Genomic DNA, 18,785 nt, shown 5'->3' on the forward strand with positions numbered 1-18,785 from the left:
AATTGTTCTCCGCGCCCCCTTGGGATTTTCATGCAGTTGCATTAACTCCCTGTAATGTTGTGCGGGGCGTTTGCCCTGCGCTTGCAGTTGCGGGGGGATGATCAGATGGCTGTAACCACCGGGGACCTTCGTCCGACCTCCGGCACATGGCGCACGCCGCTTGTGATCATCGTCTGCGGTTGCGCGATCGCGATGCTGAGCTTCGGTCCCCGTTCCAGCCTCGGCTTCTTCATACAGCCGATGAGCCGCGAATTCGCCTGGGGCCGCGACGTGTTCGGCCTCGCTCTGGCATTCCAGAACCTGCTGTGGGGTCTCGGCCAGCCGATCGCCGGCGCGATTGCCGACCGATTTGGTCTTCTTCGCGTGATGGTAGTCGGCGCGCTGCTTTACGCCGCGGGCCTGCTGTTGATGCGCTACTCGGCAACGCCGCTGTCGCTCAATGTCGGCGCCGGCGTGCTGATCGGCTTCGGCCTGTCGGGCTCGTCGTTCAACCTGGTGCTGTCGGCGTTCAGCAAGCTGCTGCCGCCGGAGCGGCGCGGCCTCGCGCTCGGGGCGGGCACCGCCGCCGGCTCGTTCGGCCAATTCCTGTTCGCGCCATTCGGCGTCGCGATGATCGACAATTTTGGCTGGCAGACCGCGCTTATGGTGTTCGCCATGCTGATGCTCCTGATCGTGCCGCTGTCGCTGGCGCTTTCGACCCCGCCGGTCGAGACCAGCAAAGTACCCTCCGCCGATCAGCAATCGTTCAAGACCGCGCTTGCGGAAGCCTTTGGTCACCGCTCCTACGTGCTGCTGGTGCTCGGCTTCTTCACCTGCGGCTTCCAGCTCGCCTTCATCACGGTGCATCTGCCGGCCTATCTCGCCGATCGCGGCATTCCGGCGTCGAGCGGCGGCTGGGTGATCGCGGCGATCGGCCTGTTCAACATCATCGGCTCGCTCAGCGTCGGCTGGCTGCAGAATGTGTTCCCGAAGCGCTATATCCTCTCGGTGATCTACTTGACCCGCGCGCTGTCGATCATCGCGTTCATCTCGTTCCCGATCACGACCTTCTCGGCGATCGCGTTCGGTGCGATCTCCGGCCTGACCTGGCTCTCCACGGTGCCGCCGACCTCGGCGCTGGTGGCATTGATGTTCGGCACGCGCTGGTTTGCCACGCTGTACGGCTTCGCTTTCGTCAGCCATCAGGTCGGCGGCTTCCTCGGCGTCTGGCTCGGCGGCATCGTGTTCGAGAAATTCGGTTCCTACACGCCGATCTGGTGGCTCTCGGTGGTGTTCGGCGTGCTGTCGGCGCTGATCAACCTGCCGATCGTCGAAGCACCGGTCGCACGCCCGGTTGCGCAGCCTGCCTGATGGGTTAAACATCCCCCGAAACCAGAATTTCCGGGAGTGCACATCGTGGCAACGTTCAAGGCGATCAGGATCGACAAGGCGGACAAGGGTACCACCGTCGCGCTCACCCAATTCGACGAATCCGAGCTGATGGACGGCGACGTCACGGTGCGGGTCGAGTGGTCGACGCTGAACTACAAGGACGGGCTGGCGCTGACCGGCAAGGCGCCGGTGGTCCGCCGGTTCCCGATGATCGCCGGTATCGACTTCGCCGGCACCGTTGAGCAATCCAGCCATCCCGACTGGAAGGCGGGCGATAAGGTCGTCTGCAACGGCTGGGGCATGGGCGAAACCCATCTCGGCGCCTATGCCGAAAAGGCCCGCGTCAAGGGCGATTGGCTGGTGCGGCTGCCTGATGGCATCTCGGCGCGCGACGCGATGGCGATCGGTACCGCCGGCTATACCGCGATGCTCTCGGTGCTGGCGCTGGAGAAACATGGCCTGACCCCGAAGAGCGGCCCGGTCGTGGTTACAGGGTCCGCCGGCGGCGTCGGCTCGGTCGCGATCGCACTGTTGTCGAAGCTCGGCTACCAGGTCATCGCCTCCACCGGGCGGACGTCGGAGGCCGACTATCTGAAAGGGCTCGGTGCATCAGAGGTCATCGACCGCGCCGAACTGTCAGGCCCGGCCAAGGCGCTTGCGAAGGAGCGCTGGGCCGGCGGCGTCGACAGCGTCGGGTCCAACACACTCGCAAATCTGCTGTCCATGACCCGGTATGGCGGTGCCATCGCGGCCTGCGGTCTGGCGGCCGGTATGGACCTGCCGTCGTCGGTCGGGCCCTTCATTTTGCGGGGAGTGTGCCTTCTCGGCATCGACTCGGTGATGTGCCCGATCGAGCGGCGGAGAACCGCTTGGCGCCGCCTTGCCGGCGATCTGGACAAGGCAAAACTCGCTGATATTACTCACGAAATTTCGCTGGACGATGTCATCGGCTACGGCTCGAAAATTCTCGGCGGCCAGGTCCGCGGCCGGATCGTGGTAAAAATAGTCTGAGGACGTTCAGACTTTACCAACCAAGCTGCTCCAATGTTGCCACGGTTGGTATGGTAAGCAGCGGGTAAAGAGACTTGCAGCATGATCCGGGGGCTCGTTTCCCCGGTGCAGACGCCGAAAGCGTTCTCGCAGGAGTCGTGCTCAAACAAGGAGCGGGGGCCCGCGCTCGTAAGTTGGAGTAGTTGCATGCTTGCGCGTTTGGTGTTGGGGGCCGTCACGGCCGGAGCAATGGTCGTGCCGGCATTCGCTGGCATGATGAACGCCGACGAGGCCCGCAAATTCGTCGCCGGCAAGGTGTTCGCCTTCACCTGTTTCGATGGCACCCGCGGTGCCGGTCGCATCAACGAGGATATGGGCGCCACCGGCTCCATCCAGTTCTCCGGCTCGGGTCCGGTCCGCCATGTGCGCCTGCCCGGCAACACGCTGCAGGTCCGCGGCCAGAGCGTTTGCGCCTCGCTGAAGGGCGTGCCGTTCGAACCCTGCTTCAATCTCGACAAGCACGACGAAGTTTCCTTCCGCGGTTCGGTCTCCGGCATGGGCTTCGCCTATTGCGAATTCCATCACCAGGGCGGCCAGCAGATGCTGATGGCGCGCGCAGTGGCGCGGCCGCGCTCGCTTCGTGCGCCCGAGCAGACCCGTTCGGCCGACGCATCGCGCACCGAAGTGACGGCACGCGTCGAAACGCCACGCGTCGAGAGCAACAAGCTCGAGCCGGTCAAATCCGAGACCAAGTCCGAGCCGGCCAAGACCGAGAGCGCGCCGGAATTGCGCCGCTCGACCGACTGACGCCGCAGCTCCTGGTTTCCGCACGGCAATCAATATTGGCCGCCAAGCCGTAGTCATACGGATGGCGGCCTTCATGCGTTGGTAGCTACTCAATGTTCAACGTCTGCGGACGAGGCGGGCGTTGGCCCCCTGCATTTGAGTAGACTTATGGCGATGTATTTTTTTCGGATCAGTCATGGTGATTACGCCGGCGCGTCCGATCAGGCGACGGAATTTGAGAGCCGCGAGGTAGCCTGGGCCGAGATGACGAAAGTGTGCAGCAACTTCCTCGGCAGTATCTCGCGCAATCTCAAGCAAGACAGCGAATGGCATATGGAACTGCTCGATGAGGGCAGGAAGCCGGTGTTCAGGATTCGCCTCGTCGCGGAATCGGTGAGTTAAGTCTCCTCGCGGCATGACGCATGTCGCCTTCGAGACGGCCCCTCATGATGCCTTCGTGCCGCGATCCGCATCTTGTCCGTATTTGTACGGCACAATTCCCGCCAAGTGGCACAGTTAACGAAGCATAAAAACGAACAAGCTAGATTTGCCTGATTGCTATGCATTTACTCGCTCCGATTCCGGACAGACGAGCGGTCAGGACATTTTCATGCGCGGTATTTCCATTCGTCTGACGCACAAGATCATGGCTATCGGTGCGGCGGGTCTCGTCGGCCTGCTGGCATGCGGTGTGATCTATCAGGCTGGTAACCGGTCGCAGGATGCCTCGCGCATTGTCGCGAAAAATGCCCGCGCGATCTTCGACCTCAACAAGCAGATATCGATCGAGATGCTTGAGGCGCGCAGGAGCGAGAAGAACTTTCAGCAGCGCCGCAATGAATCCTATGCCAAGGCGCATGCCGGGTTGGTCGTCGTGATCGATCGCGATTTCGAGCGCCTGCAGGCGCAGATGCGGGCCGGTGGCATGACTGACCTGCTCGACAGGGCCACGCGTGCCCGCGACGGCTTCAAAGCCTATGTCGCTGACTTCAACGCGACGGTGGCCGCGGAAACCAGGCTTGGCCTGAATGAGACCTTGGGCCTGACGGGCTCGCTGCGCACGGCGGTTCATGACGTCGAGGCGAAGGTCAAGCAGGTCGATGATCCGCGCCTCATGAGCTGGATGCTGATGATGCGGCGGAACGAAAAGGACTTCATGTTGCGGCGCGATCCGAAATATGTCGCCGAGCTGAAGAAGTCCGCTGTCGAGTTCGCCAGCGCGTTGTCGTTCGTGGCCATTCCATCCGACACAATGGACGACATCAACGGCAAGTTCGACGCATACCAGAAGGATTTCATGGCCTGGGCCGAAACGGCACGGCAGATTGCAATCTATGACGACGGCATGATGAAGACGTTCCGCGCCCTCGAGCCATTAATGGTCGAGGTCGGCGACGGCGTCGAGCGGATGCGCCAGCAGGCCGATGCGGCGGAGGTTGCAACCCGCGAACAGACCGGCATCTGGATGCTCGGAGCTTTCGTGCTGGCCGTGCTCCTCGTGCTCGGTCTGTCGTTCGTGATCGGCCGTTCGATCTCGACGGCGCTGACCGGCATGATCGACGCGATGACGCGACTCGCCGGCGGCGACGTCCGGATCACGATTCCCGGCCTTGGCCGCAGCGACGAGATTGGCGAGATGGCCGGCGCGGTAGAGATATTCAAGACCAACAAGATCGAGGCGGATCACCTGCGCGCGGAGCAATTTGAGGCCGAGCAGCTCCAGGGCGCACGGCGCAAGGCGGACATGTGCAAGCTCGCCGACGCCTTCGAGGGCGCGGTCGGGGAGATCGTCGAAACCGTATCGTCGTCGGCCACCGAACTGGAAGCCTCGGCGGACACGCTGACCCGGTCGGCCGAGCGCTCGCAGGAACTTGCCTCCGCTGTCGCAATGGCTTCCGAGGAGGCCTCGACCAACGTGCAGTCGGTCTCATCGGCGAGCGAGGAGATGACCTCGTCGATCAACGAGATCAGCCGCCAGGTGCAGGAATCCGCGCGCGTCGCCAGCGAGGCCGTCAGTCAGGCGCAGACGACCAATCATCGCGTGAGCGAGTTGTCGAGGGCGGCGGCGCGCATTGGCGACGTCGTCGAATTGATCAATACGATCGCGGGACAGACCAATCTCCTGGCGCTCAACGCCACGATCGAGGCGGCACGCGCCGGCGAGGCCGGCCGCGGCTTTGCGGTTGTCGCCTCCGAGGTCAAGGCGCTTGCCGAGCAGACCGCGAAAGCGACCGGTGAGATCAGCCAGCAGATCAGCGGTATCCAGGCTGCGACCCAGGACTCGGTGCTTGCGATCAAGGAGATCGGCGACACGATCGGCCGGATGTCGGAGATTTCCTCGACCATTGCTGCCGCCGTGGAAGAGCAAGGTGCTGCCACGCAGGAGATCTCGCGCAACATTCAGAATGCTGCACAGGGCACCGTGCAGGTCAGCGGCAATATTGCCGAGGTGCAACGCGGTGCCGGAGAAACCGGCGCGGCGTCGGCGCAGGTTCACAGCTCCGCCCAGTTGCTGTCGCGTGACAGCAATCGTCTGAAGCTCGAGGTCGCGCGCTTCCTCGACGGCGTCCGCGCCGCGTGATCGCTATCCCCCCGCTTGCGGGACAGGCGGGGGTGGCGCCGGCGGCGCGGCCTGCCGGCGGAACAGGATCCGCTGATACAGCCAGCCGATTGCGACCAGCACGATGCCGAGACACATGAACGACAGCGCGCGGTAGACACCGGTCAGCGTCGACATATCGATCAGGAATGCCTTGGCGATCGTCAGGCCGATCACTGCAGCGGAGGCGAGCCGCGCGCGCTGCGAGTTGACCAGGACACCGATGCCAAGCAGCGCCACGCCGAACATCAGCCAGGCGATCGAGTAGGTGTATTGCTCGGCGTCGGTGGTCGCGCCTGATGTCAGCACCGGTCCGTGATAGAGCCTGCGGATCTCAAAGCTCATATAGGCGAGTGCGAGGATCAGTGCGCCGGCCGCGATCGTGTTGGCATAACCAGTGGGACGATGGCCGGCCACCGCGTAGGACAGCAGCAGCGCCAGCACGGCGGGCAGGGCATAGCCGAGCAGCAGCAGGTTGATGAAGCTGCCACCGACATTCTCCGGCCACAGCATCGGGTTCTCCAGTCCCAGCAGCCCGAATACGCTGCCAAGTCCCGCGAAGCCGGTCAGCAGGATCGCCCCGACATTGTGGACGATACTGCCGCTGCGCAGCTGCAGCCGTTCCAGCCCGATCGCCATCGCTAGCGTCACGCAGACCTGCAGCGCGACCTCGGTCAGCCCCGCGGTATCGCGATACACGTCGCCGCGGTTGACGGCGTGGCGGATCTCCATGAAGGCGAGCAGCACCGTGAACAGGATCGCCGCCGACTCGACCATGCGCAGCGGCACATCGTCGCCGTTGCGGCGGAGGAACTGGCTTCCCGCCCAGAATGACAAAGCGGGCACGCCGTAACCCCACAACAGCCAGTTGAAGATCGGCGTGGTGCCGACGGCGTCACCGGCAATCCGCGGTTCGTAGCCGATGCGCAGCACCACGATGCCGGCGAGGATGGCCGCGAGCCAGCGCAGGAACGGGATCGGCCGCTGCACCGAGAGCCACGCCGTTCCCAGCGACACCAGCGCCAGCGCGATGGTGAGCCAGCCTCTGTCGAGCGCGAAGGTGAACGCCAGGGCAAGCGAGGCGAGCGCGCCGGTCGCGAACAGCGCGATCGAGGCAGACTGCTCCGGTCGCTCCTCGCGCCGGGTCAGCGCCTCGGTCGCGGTAGCAAAGGCCGCAGCGAGCAGCACGGCTGATATCGCGAACGGGATCGAACGATCCAGATGCGCAATGCGCGCATAGAGTGCGACCAGCAGCCCGACCGGCGTGAAGACGGCCGCCGCGGCCCAGGTCACCGTGATCTTCGTCGTGGCGAAGCGCATCTGCGCGAGGAAGCCGCCGATGCCGAACGCCGCCGCGAAGACGGCCGCGGTCACGAGATGCAGCGAGACTGAACCATCGGTCGCTGACGGGCCGATGCCCGGGATCGCGCCGCCCGGCAGCACCAGCATGTCGACATTGCGGCGGACCGCCCATTCGCCGAACACGATGAAGACGAAGACCGAGGCGGCACCGACCGCACCTGCGGCGGCAGGCGCACGCCACGCGACAACGAGCGCGGCGGCTACCAGCAGCGCGAAGGTGATCATTGCAGTGTCGGCGTGGGCGCTGTTCAGCACGATCATGACAGCGCCGAACAGATAGGCCGCGAGCGAGCCGGACGAGATCGGCTCGATCTCTTCGCCATCGGCCGCCGGGCCAAACATGAAGCCGCAGACCACCAGCAGCGCCGCAAGCACGAAGCCCGCGATCACATGGAAGGCGTGCGGCGCGACCATCTCCGGCCCGCATTGCAGGCAGGGGAAGGTCCACAGCAGCGCGAATGCGATCGTCGTGACCGCAAGCCAGCGCCACAGCCGGATGCGCGCGAGCCCGAACGACGCCGCGGTGACGATCGCGAGATAGATATAGAGCGACCAGAAGTCGGGCTTGTCTGACGACACCAGGATCGGCGTGACGAAGGCGCCGACGATGCCAAGTCCGGCCAGCGCCGGCCCATGCAGCAGCGCGGCCGCGAGCGTGCCGAGCGCGACCATGCCGAGCAGGATGAAGGCGGTCGCCGGCGCGAGGAAATCGTACAGCGCATAGGCGGCGTAGACGGTGGCGAATGCCACTGCGGTGCCGGCAGCCGTGAGGATCGCCGGAATGTTGGCGATCGGCAGCGCAGCCATGGTCGAGATGCTCTCCTTGCGCCGCGTCCATTCGCCGGCGGCAAGCAGCGCCAGCGCGAACAGGCCACTGAGCATCGTGCGCACGCCGGGGCCGAGCAGGCCGGCCTCGATCGAGTAGCGCACCATGAAGAAGCCGCCGAGCGCGAGCGTCAGGCCGCCGATCCATACCACCCAGCGCGTGCCGATGGTCTCCTCAAAGCCCGGCGCCGGCTTCGGCGGGGGTGGGGGCGTCGCGCTCGGAGCGCTCGCAGTCTCCTGTGCAGGCATCTCCGGCGGAGCGGAGATCGTCTCGGGGAGCGGGGGTGGTGCCTGCCTGATTGGAGGCGTGGCCGGCAGCGTCTGTTCGAACTCTTGCAGCGGCGTCGGCGAGGGCGGTGTGACCGCCCGTGCGGCGCCAGCGGTGGCCTCGATCGCGTCCAGCCGGCTCTGCAGCGCCGAAATCTGGGTCTGCGCCTTGCGCGCGACAATGATCGCGATGATGGCGACGGCCAGCGTGAGGAAATCGAGCATTGGGCCTCCGGCAAAGCGCGCCGGACCTTCGGCCAGTCGGCCGCCCGTCGCAATCTATGATGTGCACCCATCTTTGTGCACTCTTGGAGGCGGGAAGTTCAAGCGGTTGGGCGTGGCACGTTCGTGCTATTCCAGATCGAGGCGGAACGGGCGCCCCTCGACGGTCATGCTGCCCGGCCCCATCGCATCGAGCGCACGCAGCATCCGGCCCTCGCGTCCCAGCGCCTTGTCGGCGAGGCTGACGATCAACCGGTTGGGTGCCGCGATCGGTGACGCCTCGCGGATCAGCCGGGCGATCGCCATTTCATCGCGATGCGGATTCAGCGCGCAGACCGCGGTGAAGGCGCTCGCGGTCGAACGGCTGATGCCGGCATAGCAGTGAATCACCATCGGCGCGCGGCGGTCCCAGCCTCGTACAAACGTCAGTACCTTTTCGACATGCGATTCGGTCGGTGCCACAAAGCCGTCCATCGCCTCCGTGATGTCATCCATCTGCACGCGCAGATGATTGGCTTCGAGCACGGATTGCGGTCGCTGGACCTGCGCGACATTCGCCATCACGGTGAGAATGTGGCTGGCGCCGGTGGCTCTGACGGTGTCGGGAAGCGCGGCGAGCGAACAGACGTGGAGCATGATGGTCCCTGGGGTCGAGTGACCGGATTATAACGGTTACAGTTGGGTGGGCAAAGGCGCGCTTGCGCCGTGCCCACCATCCGCGTCGTGTTCGTTAGGATGGGCACGCTTTCGCTTTGCCCATCCTACGGCAAATGCACTGCCGTGAAACGCTCAATGAACTGCTTCTCGGCCCTGGCCGCCGTCCACGGCGTCAGGTAGTCGCGCACGGTCGATTCGGGCAATCCGGGATCGCGGCCGAACAGCCGCTTGGCTTCGGTCACCGAAAATCCCGCAAGGTGCGTCGCTTCGAGATAGGCGGCGCCGCGATCGGCGGCCTTGATCTGCTGGGTGATCTCGTCCGCCAGCACGGGCGGCAGGCCGAAGCGGATATGGATCGCCGACAGCAGCCGCTTCTCCACCACCTTGTAGTCGCCGCCGAGCACCGCCTTGAACGGCGAGATCATGTCGCCGATGACGTATTCCGGCGCGTCGTGCAGCAGCGCGGCCAGGCGGACGCGGGTGTCGACGCGCGGCACCTGCTGGCGCATCACCGCCTCGACCAGGAGCGTGTGCTGCGCCACCGAGAAGATATGCGCGCCGCTGGTCTGGCCGTTCCAGCGCGCGACCCGCGCCAGCCCATGCGCGATGTCGACGATCTCGATATCGAGCGGCGACGGGTCGAGCAAATCCAGCCGGCGCCCGGACAGCATGCGCTGCCAGGCGCGGGTGGATTCGGTCGATTTACGCGCAGTCATTTCGTCTTGAGCCGCGGCGCGCGGACTTTGCCGCTGCAGGCCGCGTGACAGAAGCAGGTGATAAGGTGGTCGTTGACCATGCCCGTCGCTTGCATAAAGGCATAGACGATGGTCGGGCCGACGAATTTGAAGCCGCGCGCGCCGAGCTCCTTGGATATCTTGATCGAGACCGGCGTCGAGGCCGGCACGCTCGCGGTGGTCTTGAACAGATTGACCTTCGGCTTGCCGTCGACGAAATCCCACAGAAATTTCGAGAAGCCCGGGCCCTTCTCCATGATCTCCAGATACGACTTCGCGCCCGCGATCGTGCCTTCGATCTTGGCGCGATTGCGGACGATGCCGACATCGTTCATCAGCGCGTGGGCCTTCTTGGCATTGTAGCGCGCGATCTTCTCGGGCTGGAAATCGTCGAAGGCTTTGCGGAAATTCTCCCGCTTGCGCAGGATCGTGATCCAGGACAGCCCGGCCTGGAAGCCGTCGAGGATCAGCTTTTCATAGAGCGCGCGGTCGTCATATTCCGGCACGCCCCATTCAGTGTCGTGATAGGCGACATAGAACGGATCCTCGCCCGGCCATGGGCACCGCGTCTTGCCGTCCGGATGTTCTCGCGCAGAACGGCTCATGCGACGGTCTTATTTGGGGCGGGACGGACGACCTCCGGCTCGGCGAGACGAAGCCCGAGGCCGCCCGCGGTCAGCGACAGTCCTGCATCGAGCGCGTCGGCGACGCGGTCGATGCGGACCAGCGCGAGGCCGTTCTGGCCCGCGGTCGAGCCGATGGTGCCGACCGACTTGTCGCCGGCAAGGATGGTCGCACCGACTTCGGGCGAGGGGCCGTCGAGGATGATCTTCACCGTGCGGGTGCGCGCGGTGCCGCGGTGCTGCATGCGCGACACCACTTCCTGGCCGACATAGCAGCCCTTGTCGAAGTCGACGCCGTTGAGGCGGTCCATGTTGGTCTCGTGCGGGAAGGCGTCGCCATACATGAAGTCGAGGCCGCCGCGCGGCACGCCGGACGCAATGCGATGCGCCTCGTAGGCGTCGCTGTCGACGAGATCGGCGCCGATCAGGTCGGCGAGCTTCTGCTTTAGGTCTTCCGGGATCAGGATGCGCCAGCCGAGCGCAGCGCTGCGCGGATCGGCGAAGCTGAGATCAGGCGTCATCGCCGGCTCGCCATCCCAGGCCGCGAGCAGCCCGAGGCTGTCGGAGAGGTTCTCGACCACGACCTTGGCGCGTAGCTTGTAGAAGCCGAGCTTGTCGGCGAGCCCCTTGGCCAGCGCGCGCGGAGCGTCGATTAGGAAGCCGCCGCCATGGCCCGTCGGCGCCTCGGTGATCAGGAAATCGGTGACGATCTTGCCCTGTGGCGTCAGCAGCGCGCCGAACCGCCCAAGCCCGGGGCGCAGCTGCTCGATATCAGTCGTGATGAGGCCGTTGAGGAAGTTACGGGCGTCCTCGCCAGAGACCTTGACCACGCCCCGATCTGGAAGAAACGCTGCTTTCATTCGCAAAATTGGCTCTTTTCCAAGTTCCTTTGGGAAACGCCCGGCGCGGATATCCCCTGCCTAGCTAAGGCGCTAGAGTGCACCGAACAAGGCCCGCGCGACAGCGGAAAAGCGGGCGTCGAGGACCGATGAATCAGCATTTTGACACCATTCTAAAATCCGGCACCGTGGTCAATCAGGACGGCGAGGGCGTGCGCGATGTCGGTATCGCCAATGGCCGTATCGCCGCGATCGGCTCCCTCGGCCAGGCCTCGGCCGGCGAGGTGATCGACTGCAAGGGCCTGCACATCCTGCCCGGCGTGATCGACACCCAGGTGCATTTCCGTGAGCCCGGCCAGACTCACAAGGAGGATCTGGAGACCGGATCGCGCAGCGCCGTGATGGGTGGTGTCACCGCGGTGTTCGAGATGCCGAACACCGATCCGCTGACGGTGACGGAGGCGACCTTCACCGACAAGATCAAGCGCGGCCGTCACCGCATGCATTGCGATTTCGCCTTCTTCATCGGCGGCACCCGCGAGAACGTGCAAGACCTTCCGGAGTTCGAGCGGGCGCCGGGCTGCGCCGGCGTCAAGGTGTTCATCGGCTCCTCCACCGGCGCGCTGCTGGTCGAGGACGACGAGAGCCTGCGGCGGATCTTCCAGGTGATCCGGCGCCGTGCGTCGTTTCATGCCGAGGACGAATACCGCCTCAACGAGCGCAAGCCGCTGCGGATCGAAGGCGATCCGCGTTCGCATCCGGTGTGGCGCGACGAGGCCGCGGCGCTGATGGCGACCGAACGCCTGGTTAATCTTGCGCGGGAAACCGGCAAGCGCATCCACGTGCTGCATATCTCGACCAAGGAAGAGATTCACTATCTGCGCGACCACAAGGACGTCGCGTCCTGCGAGGCGACGCCGCATCACCTCACCATGGCCGCGCCCGAATGCTACGAGCGGCTGGGGACGCACGCGCAGATGAATCCGCCGGTGCGCTCGGCCGATCACCGCGCCGGCATCTGGTACGGCATCGAGCAGGGCATCATCGACGTGCTTGGCTCCGACCACGCGCCGCATACGCTCGAGGAGAAGGCCAAGACCTATCCGGCCTCGCCCTCGGGCATGACCGGCGTGCAGACGCTGGTGCCGCTGATGCTTGATCACGTCAATGCCGGCCGGTTGTCGCTGCAACGCTTCGTCGACCTGTCCAGCGCAGGCCCCGCGCGTCTGTTCAACATTGCCTGCAAGGGCCGCATCGCCGCCGGCTATGATGCCGACTTCACCATCGTCGACCTCAAGCGCAGCGAGACCATTACCAACAAATGGATCGCCTCGCGCGCGGGCTGGACGCCCTATGACGGCGTGCGCGTGCAGGGCTGGCCGGTCGGCACCTTCGTGCGCGGCAAGCGGGTGATGTGGCAGGGTGAGGTGACGGCGCCGTCGACCGGCGAGCCGGTGCGGTTCCTCGAGACGTTGAAGTCGTAGACTCTAGTTTTGACGCGTTTTCTTCACGCGAACCGGTGTCCACTTCGCTCGAAAACGCTTTGATTACTGCCTGGCCAACACCAGCGAGAATTCGCCGTTGCGGACGCGCGCGCCAAGTCCCTCGGCGAATTTTGCCACCGCGTCCTCACCATAGGTGGTGACGAGCTCGGCCAGCGCTGCAAACAGGCTCGCCTGCGCCAGGCAATCGCCATCGACGCCGTCGTGACGCGCTTCCGCCCAGGCCTCGTTGAGATAGGTCAGCGCGGCCTGTTTCTGCTCGTGATCGGGGCGCGGATCGTGGGGGAGGGAAAAGGACGCTGGGTGGCGCATGAAACCCATCAAAATGTATGCGCGGTCCAGGAGCGAACCGCGGCAAGATGCGCGAGATGTATCACGCAGGTGGGGACCGGCTAGGCATATCTTTAAGAAAGGTTAACGCGCGTTTGGGCATTTAAAGGAGAATTCCGCGCCTCTCGCGGAGGTCAGCCAAACGAGCTGTGGATATGGTCGAACACCGCGCGCGGCGAGGCGCAGAGGTGGCTCGCGCCGGCCTCGATCAGCTCCGCAGCAGTGCCATAGCCGTAGGTGACTCCGACCGCGCGGATGCGGTTCTTTTTCGCACCGATCACGTCGTGGCTGCGGTCGCCAATCATCAGTGCCCGCGCGGGATCGACGCCGGTCTGCTCGAGCGCATAGGCGAGCAAGTCAGCCTTGTTGACACGGGTGCCGTCGAGCTCGGACCCGAACACATGGTCGAAATAGCCGGATAGCCCGAAATGCGCGACGATCCGCGTCGCGAACACATGCGGCTTGGAGGTCGCCACGAACATCCGGCGCGGTGCCCGCCGCAGCTGCGCCAGCACCTGTTCGATATCGGGATAGACGGCGTTCTCGAACAGCCCGACATCGCCGAACCGCTCGCGGTAGAACTCGACCGCGCGGTCGGCGAGCTCTTCGCCGCCGAGCAACATCGCAAAGCTCGCCCGCAGCGGCGGTCCGATGCACCAGGTCAGTTCGTCCTGTGAGGGCGCCGGGCGGTCGAGCTTCCGCAGCGCATACTGGATCGAGCCGGTGATCCCCAGCTTCGGGTCCGTCAGCGTGCCGTCGAGGTCGAAGAAGATCGCAGGTTCAGTTGGCATAGCGGGCCGTCAGGTCGCGCGAGATCTTCGAGCCTTCCTCGATGTAGCGGCGGATCGCGACCACGGCCGCCGGCGTGCAGGTGCGGTAGGTCTGCTGGAAGCCGTTGTAGCCGCGGTTGAAGCCGGCGATCATGCGGGCGCGGCGGTCACCGGAGGGGGTTTCGGCGTCGATCAGCGCCTGCATCTCGTTGCGCCATTTGGCGCCTTCGTTGGACCCGCAGATACCGCGCAGATAGTGCAGGGTGCCGAGGATCTCGGCCAGCCTTGCCAGGTCGCCATCGAACGGCGCAGCCGCGTCCTGCGCCCGCGCGGGGGGCAGAAGGCATGCCGACATCACGATCAAAACGGCGAGAAATGCTTTGGACATCAGGGGTTCCGGAACGGCCGTGGTATGCCTCCTCAATGCGCCCGAGGCAAGGCGGCTGACCCGGCGAAACCAGCCTCAGATCAGCTGCCGGGCGGCCGCCAGTACCTCATGGAGCCCGCCGGTGACCTTGAGGTCGCCGATCGCCTCCGGCGCCAGCCATTTGAAATCGTCATGCTCGTCGTTCAGCGCGACCTCCCGGGACGCCCAGCGCGCCGCGAACGACATGATCATGTAGTGTCCGGCCCCTGGGCCCGTCGGCAGCACCTCGCGCCAGCCGGCCAGCCCCAGAATATCGATCCGGAGTCCCGTCTCCTCATCGACCTCGCGATGCAGGGCGGTGTGCAGGGATTCGCCGAATTCGACCCGGCCGCCGGGCAGCGAATAGAAGCCCTTGCCGGGCGAGCGGGCGCGGCGCACCAGCAGCACCTTGCCGTCGCGGAAGATCACGCCGGAGACGGCGAGCTGCGGACGGGTGGACGGGTCATGAGTGGTCGTCACGCGCCAGCCATGATGCTGTCGACATCAGCCTCGGCGGCGCCGTTGATCACGCCGGCGGTCAGCATCACCAGCGGCTTGACCCAGTCGATGGCCTGTTCGGCGAGCGCCACCCGGCTCCTGTCCTGCTGCACATGGCGCATCGCCGATCCGACCTCGGTCAGGATCCGGGTCATGTTGTCGGTGAGATGGTCGAACTCGGTGCGGATTTTCGCATCCGCCATCTCATAGGCCTCGATCGCCAGATCGCGCGCCCGGAAATTGGAGGCGGTGAAATGCTCCGCATAGGACAGCGGGCTCCATTCCAGGAAATCGCTGGCGCATTCCGGCATGTCCGGAACCATCTCCAGCAGCATGATGGCTTCGTTGAAGTGATTGAGGTAGTCGGTGGCAAGCCCGGTGCGGGGATTGATGTTGCCGGCGCGCAACTGCGCGGCCCGCGCCTCGTCGGGGTACGTCGGTCGCGGGGACGAGCCCGCTATGGCGGCCGTTGAGGTCATCTGTCGCAGTTTTTAACGTTCCGGGTTAAAGCGGAATAAACGGGTACCATTCTGGACGGGATATGTGCGGACGCTTTGTGATCACCTCGCCGCCGGCGGCGCTGCGGCAGATGTTCGGCTACATCGAGCAGCCTAATTTTCCGCCACGACATAATGTTGCGCCGACCCAACCGATCCCGGTGGTGATCCTGGAGAATGGCGGCCGGCATTTTCAATTGATGCGCTGGGGCCTGATCCCATCCTGGGTCAAGGACCCCCGGGGCTTCTCGCTGCTGATCAACGCCCGCTCCGAGACGGTGCGGGAGAAGCCCGCATTCAAGAATGCGATCAAGCGGCGCCGCGCGCTGATTCCGGCCGACGGCTATTATGAATGGCAGGATGCCGGCGGCCGCAAGCGCCCGTTCTTCATCCACCGCCGCGACGGCCACCCGACAGCCTTTGCAGCGCTCACCGAAACCTGGATGGGACCAAACGGCGAGGAGCAGGACACGGTCGCGATCGTCACCGCGCCGGCGAGTCCCGATCTTGCGCGGCTGCATCACCGCGTCCCCGTCACGATCGCCCCCGACGCGTTCGAGCGTTGGCTCGACTGCCGCGCCAATGACGTCGACGACGTCATGCCGATGCTGAAGGGCCCCGAGGTCGGCGAGTTCGCCTGGCACCAGGTGACGACGCGGGTGAACCAGTTCGCCAATGACGATCCGCAATTGCTGCTGCCGATGACCGCCGAGGAGATCGCCGCCGAAGAGGCGCCGCCGCCGAAGAAGGCGCCGCGCAAGACGGGAGCCGACGAGGACGACGGGCAGGGGTCGTTGTTCTAGGAAAAATCCATCCTTCGTCGTCCCGGGCTTGACCCGGGACCCATAACCACAGCTGCATGTTGTGCGCGATGCTGTGGCCCCAGCGTGCTCCAATAACTTCTCCCTGTGGTTATGGGTCCCGGCCTTCGCCGGGACGACGGCGGAGTTTGCGTAGGCGTTCATCGAAACAAATGCAGCGCTGCGTATTGCAGCAGCATGATGGTCTTGGCATCGACGATGCGGCCGTCTGATATCATGGCGAGCGCCTCGTCGATTGCAAGCTCCAGCACCTCGATGTCCTCGCCTTCGTCGGCAAGGCCGCCGCCGGCGCCGATGCGCATCGTGGCGTCGTATTCGGCGACGAAGAAGTGCAGCTTCTCGGTCACCGCACCGGGGGTCATGAAGGCCTCGAACACCTTCCGCACATGGTCGAGCCGATAGCCGATCTCTTCTTCCGCTTCGGCACGAATCCGCTGCTCCGGTGCGGCGTCGTCGAGCATGCCGGCGGCCGCCTCGATCAGCAGATCGTCATAGCCATTGGCGAAAGCGGGGTAGCGGAACTGCCGCACCAGCACGATGGTGCGGGTCTTTAGATTATAGGGCAGCAGCACCGCACCGTTGCCGCGGTCGTAGGTCTCGCGGATCTGCGTCTGCCATTCGCCATTGGCGCGGCGATAGTCGAAGGTGGTGCTGGTGAGCAAGTAGCGCGCCTTGGAGAGGACGCGGACGTCCTTGACGCGGACGCGGTCGGAAATGCTCATGCGTGGACCCTAATTTTCACTCACGGCGTCGGCGCACGGCCGTCGAGCCACTTGCTGAGCATCACGGAGGTCGATTCCTCGTAGCCGAGCGATTGATAAAAGCCGCTCGCCTTGGCGTTCTCGCGCCGGACCAGCAATTGCAGCTTCGGCACGCCGGCCGCGCGCAGCCAGTCTTCCACCGACACCATCATCGTGCGGCCAAGGCCCTTGCCCTGATGAGCGGGATCGACCGCGACGTAATAGACCCAGCCGCGATGGCCGTCGTGGCCGACCATCGCAGTTGCGACGATTACGCCAGCGTCGCGGCCGACCAGTAGCGCCGAATTCGGTCCGCGCCGTGCCAGCGCGATGTCGGCGGAGGGATCGTTCCACGGCCGGGTCAGGCCGCAAGCCTGCCAGAGTGCGACGACATCGGCGACGTCGCTGTCGGCAATCGGAGCAATGGAGAGGGCGGCAGTCGGCATTGTCGTCGAGGGCGCGTTCACAGTACTTTTCCCGGGTTCATGATCCCCAATGGATCGAGCATCGCCTTGATCGAGCGCATCAACTCGATCGCGACCTTGTCTTTCACGTCGGGCAACTCGTCGCGCTTCAGCACGCCGATGCCGTGCTCGGCCGAGATCGAGCCGCCCATGCGCAGCACGATCGCGAACACGACGGCATTGACGTCGTGCCAGCGCGCCAGGAAATCCGCGGCATTGCCGCCGATCGGCTGAGAGACATTGTAGTGGATGTTGCCGTCGCCGAGATGACCGAACGGCACCGGCCGCGAGCCCGGGACCAGCTTCACCACGGCGGCATTCGCCTCCTCGATGAAGGCGGGGACGGCGGCCACCGGTACCGAAATGTCGTGCTTGATCGAGCCGCCCTCCGGCTTCTGCGCCGCCGACATCTCGTCGCGCAGCTTCCAGAACGCCTGGCGCTGGCTCAAATTCGCCGCGATCACGGCGTCGTCGACGATGCCGTCCTCCATGCCCTTGGTGAGGATCGCCTCCAGCGTGTCGCGGGCATCCTCGCGCGACGACGACAACTCCATCAGCACATACCAGGGGTACTTGGTCGTCAGGGGATCGCGGATGTCGATGCCGTGGCGGATCGAGAAATCGACCGCGATGTCTGCCAGCAGCTCGAAGCTGGTCAGGCTGCCGGCGGCCTCGTTGCGCGAGATCGACAGCAGCTTCAGGGCGGCCGCCGGCGATTGCAGGCCGACATAGGCAGTCTCGACCGCGCGCGGCCTCGGAAACAGTTTCAGCGTCGCCGCCGTGATGATGCCGAGCGTGCCCTCGGCGCCGATGAAGAGGTTGCGCAAATCGTAGCCGGTGTTGTCCTTCTTCAGCTTCGACAGCGCGTTCAGCACCCGCCCGTCGGCCAGCACGACCTCGAGCCCGAGCGCCATCTCACGCGCCACGCCATAGGCCAGCGCTGCGGTGCCGCCGGCATTGGTCGAGAGATTGCCGCCGATGGTGCAGCTTCCTTCCGCGCCGAGCGACAGCGGGAACAGCCGGTCGACATCGGCGGCGCGCTGCTGCGCCACCTGCAGCACCACGCCGGCCTCGCAGGTCATGGTGTTGGAATCGGCATCGACGTCACGGATCTTGTCCATGCGCCGCAGCGACACCACCACTTCGCCATTATGCGGCGTCTGGCCGCCGACCAGGCCGGTGTTGCCACCCTGCGGCACCAGCGCGATCCGGTGCTCGGTCGCGAGCTTGCAGATCGCGGCGACTTCCGCGGTCGAGCCCGGGCGCAGCACCAGCGGCGAGCGGCCGTGAAACAGGTCGCGCTCCTCGGTGACGTAGGGCGCGATGTCGGCGGCATCGGTGACCGCATGTTTTTCGCCGACGATGGCGCGGAATCTCTGGATCAATTCGGGCGGAAGCGGCGGCACGGCAGGCTGGACGATATTCATTGTTCTTGGTCTTTCACTCCCGGTCTGGTCTTGATCGTTTCGAAAAACCGGCTCT

The 18,785-nt window shown here is 65.0% G+C and carries 20 protein-coding genes; 7 read left to right on the top strand and 13 right to left on the bottom strand.

Translation table 11 applies throughout. From position 1 onward, the window contains the following. Window positions 1-105 precede the first annotated feature (105 nt). The 5 genes from UP09_RS20535 to UP09_RS20555 all read left to right on the top strand — a co-directional run bounded on the left by UP09_RS20535 (window position 106) and on the right by UP09_RS20555 (window position 5,728). Entirely contained in the window at window positions 106-1,350 is a 1,245-nt protein-coding gene (locus UP09_RS20535) for an MFS transporter (protein ID WP_044540094.1), read from the top strand. A gap of 45 nt (window positions 1,351-1,395) precedes the next feature. Next, the gene (gene acuI / locus UP09_RS20540) at window positions 1,396-2,382 is read left to right on the top strand and encodes an acrylyl-CoA reductase (NADPH) (RefSeq protein ID WP_044540143.1); all 987 of its coding nucleotides are present in this window, start codon (window positions 1,396-1,398) and stop codon (window positions 2,380-2,382) included. Between the two features lie 186 nt (window positions 2,383-2,568). Next, window positions 2,569-3,168, top strand: coding sequence for a hypothetical protein (locus UP09_RS20545; protein ID WP_044540095.1), 600 nt, complete (start codon window positions 2,569-2,571; stop codon window positions 3,166-3,168). A gap of 147 nt (window positions 3,169-3,315) precedes the next feature. Next, a complete protein-coding gene (locus UP09_RS20550; RefSeq protein ID WP_044540096.1) occupies window positions 3,316-3,549 on the top strand; it encodes a DUF6894 family protein in 234 nt (77 codons plus the stop codon). A 208-nt stretch (window positions 3,550-3,757) separates the two neighbouring features. Next, window positions 3,758-5,728, top strand: coding sequence for a methyl-accepting chemotaxis protein (locus tag UP09_RS20555; RefSeq protein WP_044540097.1), 1,971 nt, complete (start codon window positions 3,758-3,760; stop codon window positions 5,726-5,728). 3 nt (window positions 5,729-5,731) lie between these two features. Here the strand turns inward: UP09_RS20555 and UP09_RS20560 are convergent, their stop codons facing one another. The 5 genes from UP09_RS20560 to ygfZ form a co-directional block, all read right to left on the bottom strand. Further along, on the bottom strand, window positions 5,732-8,425 hold the full coding sequence (locus UP09_RS20560) for a DUF2339 domain-containing protein (RefSeq protein WP_044540098.1): 2,694 nt from the start codon (window positions 8,423-8,425) through the stop codon (window positions 5,732-5,734). 126 nt (window positions 8,426-8,551) lie between these two features. Further along, a complete protein-coding gene (locus tag UP09_RS20565) occupies window positions 8,552-9,058 on the bottom strand; it encodes a tyrosine phosphatase family protein (protein WP_044540099.1) in 507 nt (168 codons plus the stop codon). A gap of 125 nt (window positions 9,059-9,183) precedes the next feature. Beyond that, window positions 9,184-9,795: a YfbR-like 5'-deoxynucleotidase gene (locus tag UP09_RS20570; RefSeq protein ID WP_044540100.1), complete on the bottom strand. Its 612-nt coding sequence runs from the start codon at window positions 9,793-9,795 to the stop codon at window positions 9,184-9,186. Further along, window positions 9,792-10,418: a DNA-3-methyladenine glycosylase I gene (locus UP09_RS20575; protein WP_044540101.1), complete on the bottom strand. Its 627-nt coding sequence runs from the start codon at window positions 10,416-10,418 to the stop codon at window positions 9,792-9,794. The genes UP09_RS20570 and UP09_RS20575 overlap by 4 nt, the downstream gene beginning before the upstream one ends. Beyond that, window positions 10,415-11,296: a CAF17-like 4Fe-4S cluster assembly/insertion protein YgfZ gene (ygfZ, locus tag UP09_RS20580; RefSeq protein ID WP_044540102.1), complete on the bottom strand. Its 882-nt coding sequence runs from the start codon at window positions 11,294-11,296 to the stop codon at window positions 10,415-10,417. Before ygfZ ends, UP09_RS20575 begins: the two co-directional genes overlap by 4 nt. Before the next feature lie 128 nt (window positions 11,297-11,424). Here ygfZ and UP09_RS20585 point away from each other — a divergent pair, with 128 nt between their 5' ends. Next, the gene (locus UP09_RS20585; RefSeq protein ID WP_044540103.1) at window positions 11,425-12,759 is read left to right on the top strand and encodes a dihydroorotase; all 1,335 of its coding nucleotides are present in this window, start codon (window positions 11,425-11,427) and stop codon (window positions 12,757-12,759) included. A 63-nt stretch (window positions 12,760-12,822) separates the two neighbouring features. Here UP09_RS20585 and UP09_RS20590 read toward each other — a convergent pair whose 3' ends face one another. From UP09_RS20590 to UP09_RS20610, 5 genes are all read right to left on the bottom strand, one after another. After that, window positions 12,823-13,089, bottom strand: coding sequence for a hypothetical protein (locus tag UP09_RS20590; protein ID WP_044540144.1), 267 nt, complete (start codon window positions 13,087-13,089; stop codon window positions 12,823-12,825). Between the two features lie 152 nt (window positions 13,090-13,241). Next, window positions 13,242-13,898: an HAD family hydrolase gene (locus tag UP09_RS20595; RefSeq protein WP_044540104.1), complete on the bottom strand. Its 657-nt coding sequence runs from the start codon at window positions 13,896-13,898 to the stop codon at window positions 13,242-13,244. Continuing rightward, window positions 13,888-14,265 (bottom strand): TIGR02301 family protein, encoded by a 378-nt coding sequence (locus UP09_RS20600; protein ID WP_044540105.1) that lies wholly within the window; start codon window positions 14,263-14,265, stop codon window positions 13,888-13,890. Before UP09_RS20600 ends, UP09_RS20595 begins: the two co-directional genes overlap by 11 nt. Before the next feature lie 75 nt (window positions 14,266-14,340). Further along, entirely contained in the window at window positions 14,341-14,763 is a 423-nt protein-coding gene (locus UP09_RS20605) for an NUDIX hydrolase (RefSeq protein WP_044540106.1), read from the bottom strand. After that, window positions 14,760-15,260: a hypothetical protein gene (locus UP09_RS20610; RefSeq protein WP_044540107.1), complete on the bottom strand. Its 501-nt coding sequence runs from the start codon at window positions 15,258-15,260 to the stop codon at window positions 14,760-14,762. Before UP09_RS20610 ends, UP09_RS20605 begins: the two co-directional genes overlap by 4 nt. Window positions 15,261-15,322: 62 nt before the next feature. Between UP09_RS20610 and UP09_RS20615 the strand changes: the two genes are divergently transcribed. Beyond that, window positions 15,323-16,081 (top strand): SOS response-associated peptidase, encoded by a 759-nt coding sequence (locus UP09_RS20615; protein WP_044540108.1) that lies wholly within the window; start codon window positions 15,323-15,325, stop codon window positions 16,079-16,081. 158 nt (window positions 16,082-16,239) lie between these two features. On the opposite strand, the gene UP09_RS20620 is transcribed toward UP09_RS20615, so the two are convergent. The 3 genes from UP09_RS20620 to UP09_RS20630 are packed head-to-tail and all read right to left on the bottom strand — an operon-like array spanning window position 16,240 to window position 18,730. Continuing rightward, window positions 16,240-16,821: an NUDIX hydrolase gene (locus UP09_RS20620; protein WP_044540109.1), complete on the bottom strand. Its 582-nt coding sequence runs from the start codon at window positions 16,819-16,821 to the stop codon at window positions 16,240-16,242. 20 nt (window positions 16,822-16,841) lie between these two features. Continuing rightward, a complete protein-coding gene (locus tag UP09_RS20625; RefSeq protein ID WP_044540110.1) occupies window positions 16,842-17,285 on the bottom strand; it encodes a GNAT family acetyltransferase in 444 nt (147 codons plus the stop codon). Between the two features lie 17 nt (window positions 17,286-17,302). Further along, the gene (locus UP09_RS20630) at window positions 17,303-18,730 is read right to left on the bottom strand and encodes an FAD-binding oxidoreductase (protein ID WP_044540111.1); all 1,428 of its coding nucleotides are present in this window, start codon (window positions 18,728-18,730) and stop codon (window positions 17,303-17,305) included. Between the last annotated feature and the right edge of the window lie 55 nt (window positions 18,731-18,785).

The sequence above is a fragment of the Bradyrhizobium sp. LTSP885 genome, from assembly GCF_000938305.1.
GTDB lineage: Bacteria > Pseudomonadota > Alphaproteobacteria > Rhizobiales > Xanthobacteraceae > Bradyrhizobium.

Excerpts from the sequence above, each read along its gene's own strand:
- UP09_RS20555 (WP_044540097.1), top strand. The coding sequence starts at position 3,758 with ATGCGCGGTATTTCCATTCGTCTGACGCACAAGATCATGGCTATCGGT.
- UP09_RS20560 (WP_044540098.1), bottom strand. The coding sequence starts at position 8,425 with ATGCTCGATTTCCTCACGCTGGCCGTCGCCATCATCGCGATCATTGTC.
- UP09_RS20565 (WP_044540099.1), bottom strand. The coding sequence starts at position 9,058 with ATGCTCCACGTCTGTTCGCTCGCCGCGCTTCCCGACACCGTCAGAGCC.
- UP09_RS20610 (WP_044540107.1), bottom strand. The coding sequence starts at position 15,260 with ATGACCTCAACGGCCGCCATAGCGGGCTCGTCCCCGCGACCGACGTAC.
- UP09_RS20590 (WP_044540144.1), bottom strand. The coding sequence starts at position 13,089 with ATGCGCCACCCAGCGTCCTTTTCCCTCCCCCACGATCCGCGCCCCGAT.
- UP09_RS20620 (WP_044540109.1), bottom strand. The coding sequence starts at position 16,821 with ATGAGCATTTCCGACCGCGTCCGCGTCAAGGACGTCCGCGTCCTCTCC.
- UP09_RS20615 (WP_044540108.1), top strand. The coding sequence starts at position 15,323 with ATGTGCGGACGCTTTGTGATCACCTCGCCGCCGGCGGCGCTGCGGCAG.
- ygfZ (WP_044540102.1), bottom strand. The coding sequence starts at position 11,296 with ATGAAAGCAGCGTTTCTTCCAGATCGGGGCGTGGTCAAGGTCTCTGGC.
- UP09_RS20570 (WP_044540100.1), bottom strand. The coding sequence starts at position 9,795 with ATGACTGCGCGTAAATCGACCGAATCCACCCGCGCCTGGCAGCGCATG.
- UP09_RS20595 (WP_044540104.1), bottom strand. The coding sequence starts at position 13,898 with ATGCCAACTGAACCTGCGATCTTCTTCGACCTCGACGGCACGCTGACG.
- UP09_RS20535 (WP_044540094.1), top strand. The coding sequence starts at position 106 with ATGGCTGTAACCACCGGGGACCTTCGTCCGACCTCCGGCACATGGCGC.
- UP09_RS20575 (WP_044540101.1), bottom strand. The coding sequence starts at position 10,418 with ATGAGCCGTTCTGCGCGAGAACATCCGGACGGCAAGACGCGGTGCCCA.
- UP09_RS20600 (WP_044540105.1), bottom strand. The coding sequence starts at position 14,265 with ATGTCCAAAGCATTTCTCGCCGTTTTGATCGTGATGTCGGCATGCCTT.
- UP09_RS20630 (WP_044540111.1), bottom strand. The coding sequence starts at position 18,730 with ATGAATATCGTCCAGCCTGCCGTGCCGCCGCTTCCGCCCGAATTGATC.
- UP09_RS20550 (WP_044540096.1), top strand. The coding sequence starts at position 3,316 with ATGGCGATGTATTTTTTTCGGATCAGTCATGGTGATTACGCCGGCGCG.
- UP09_RS20545 (WP_044540095.1), top strand. The coding sequence starts at position 2,569 with ATGCTTGCGCGTTTGGTGTTGGGGGCCGTCACGGCCGGAGCAATGGTC.
- UP09_RS20625 (WP_044540110.1), bottom strand. The coding sequence starts at position 17,285 with ATGCCGACTGCCGCCCTCTCCATTGCTCCGATTGCCGACAGCGACGTC.
- UP09_RS20585 (WP_044540103.1), top strand. The coding sequence starts at position 11,425 with ATGAATCAGCATTTTGACACCATTCTAAAATCCGGCACCGTGGTCAAT.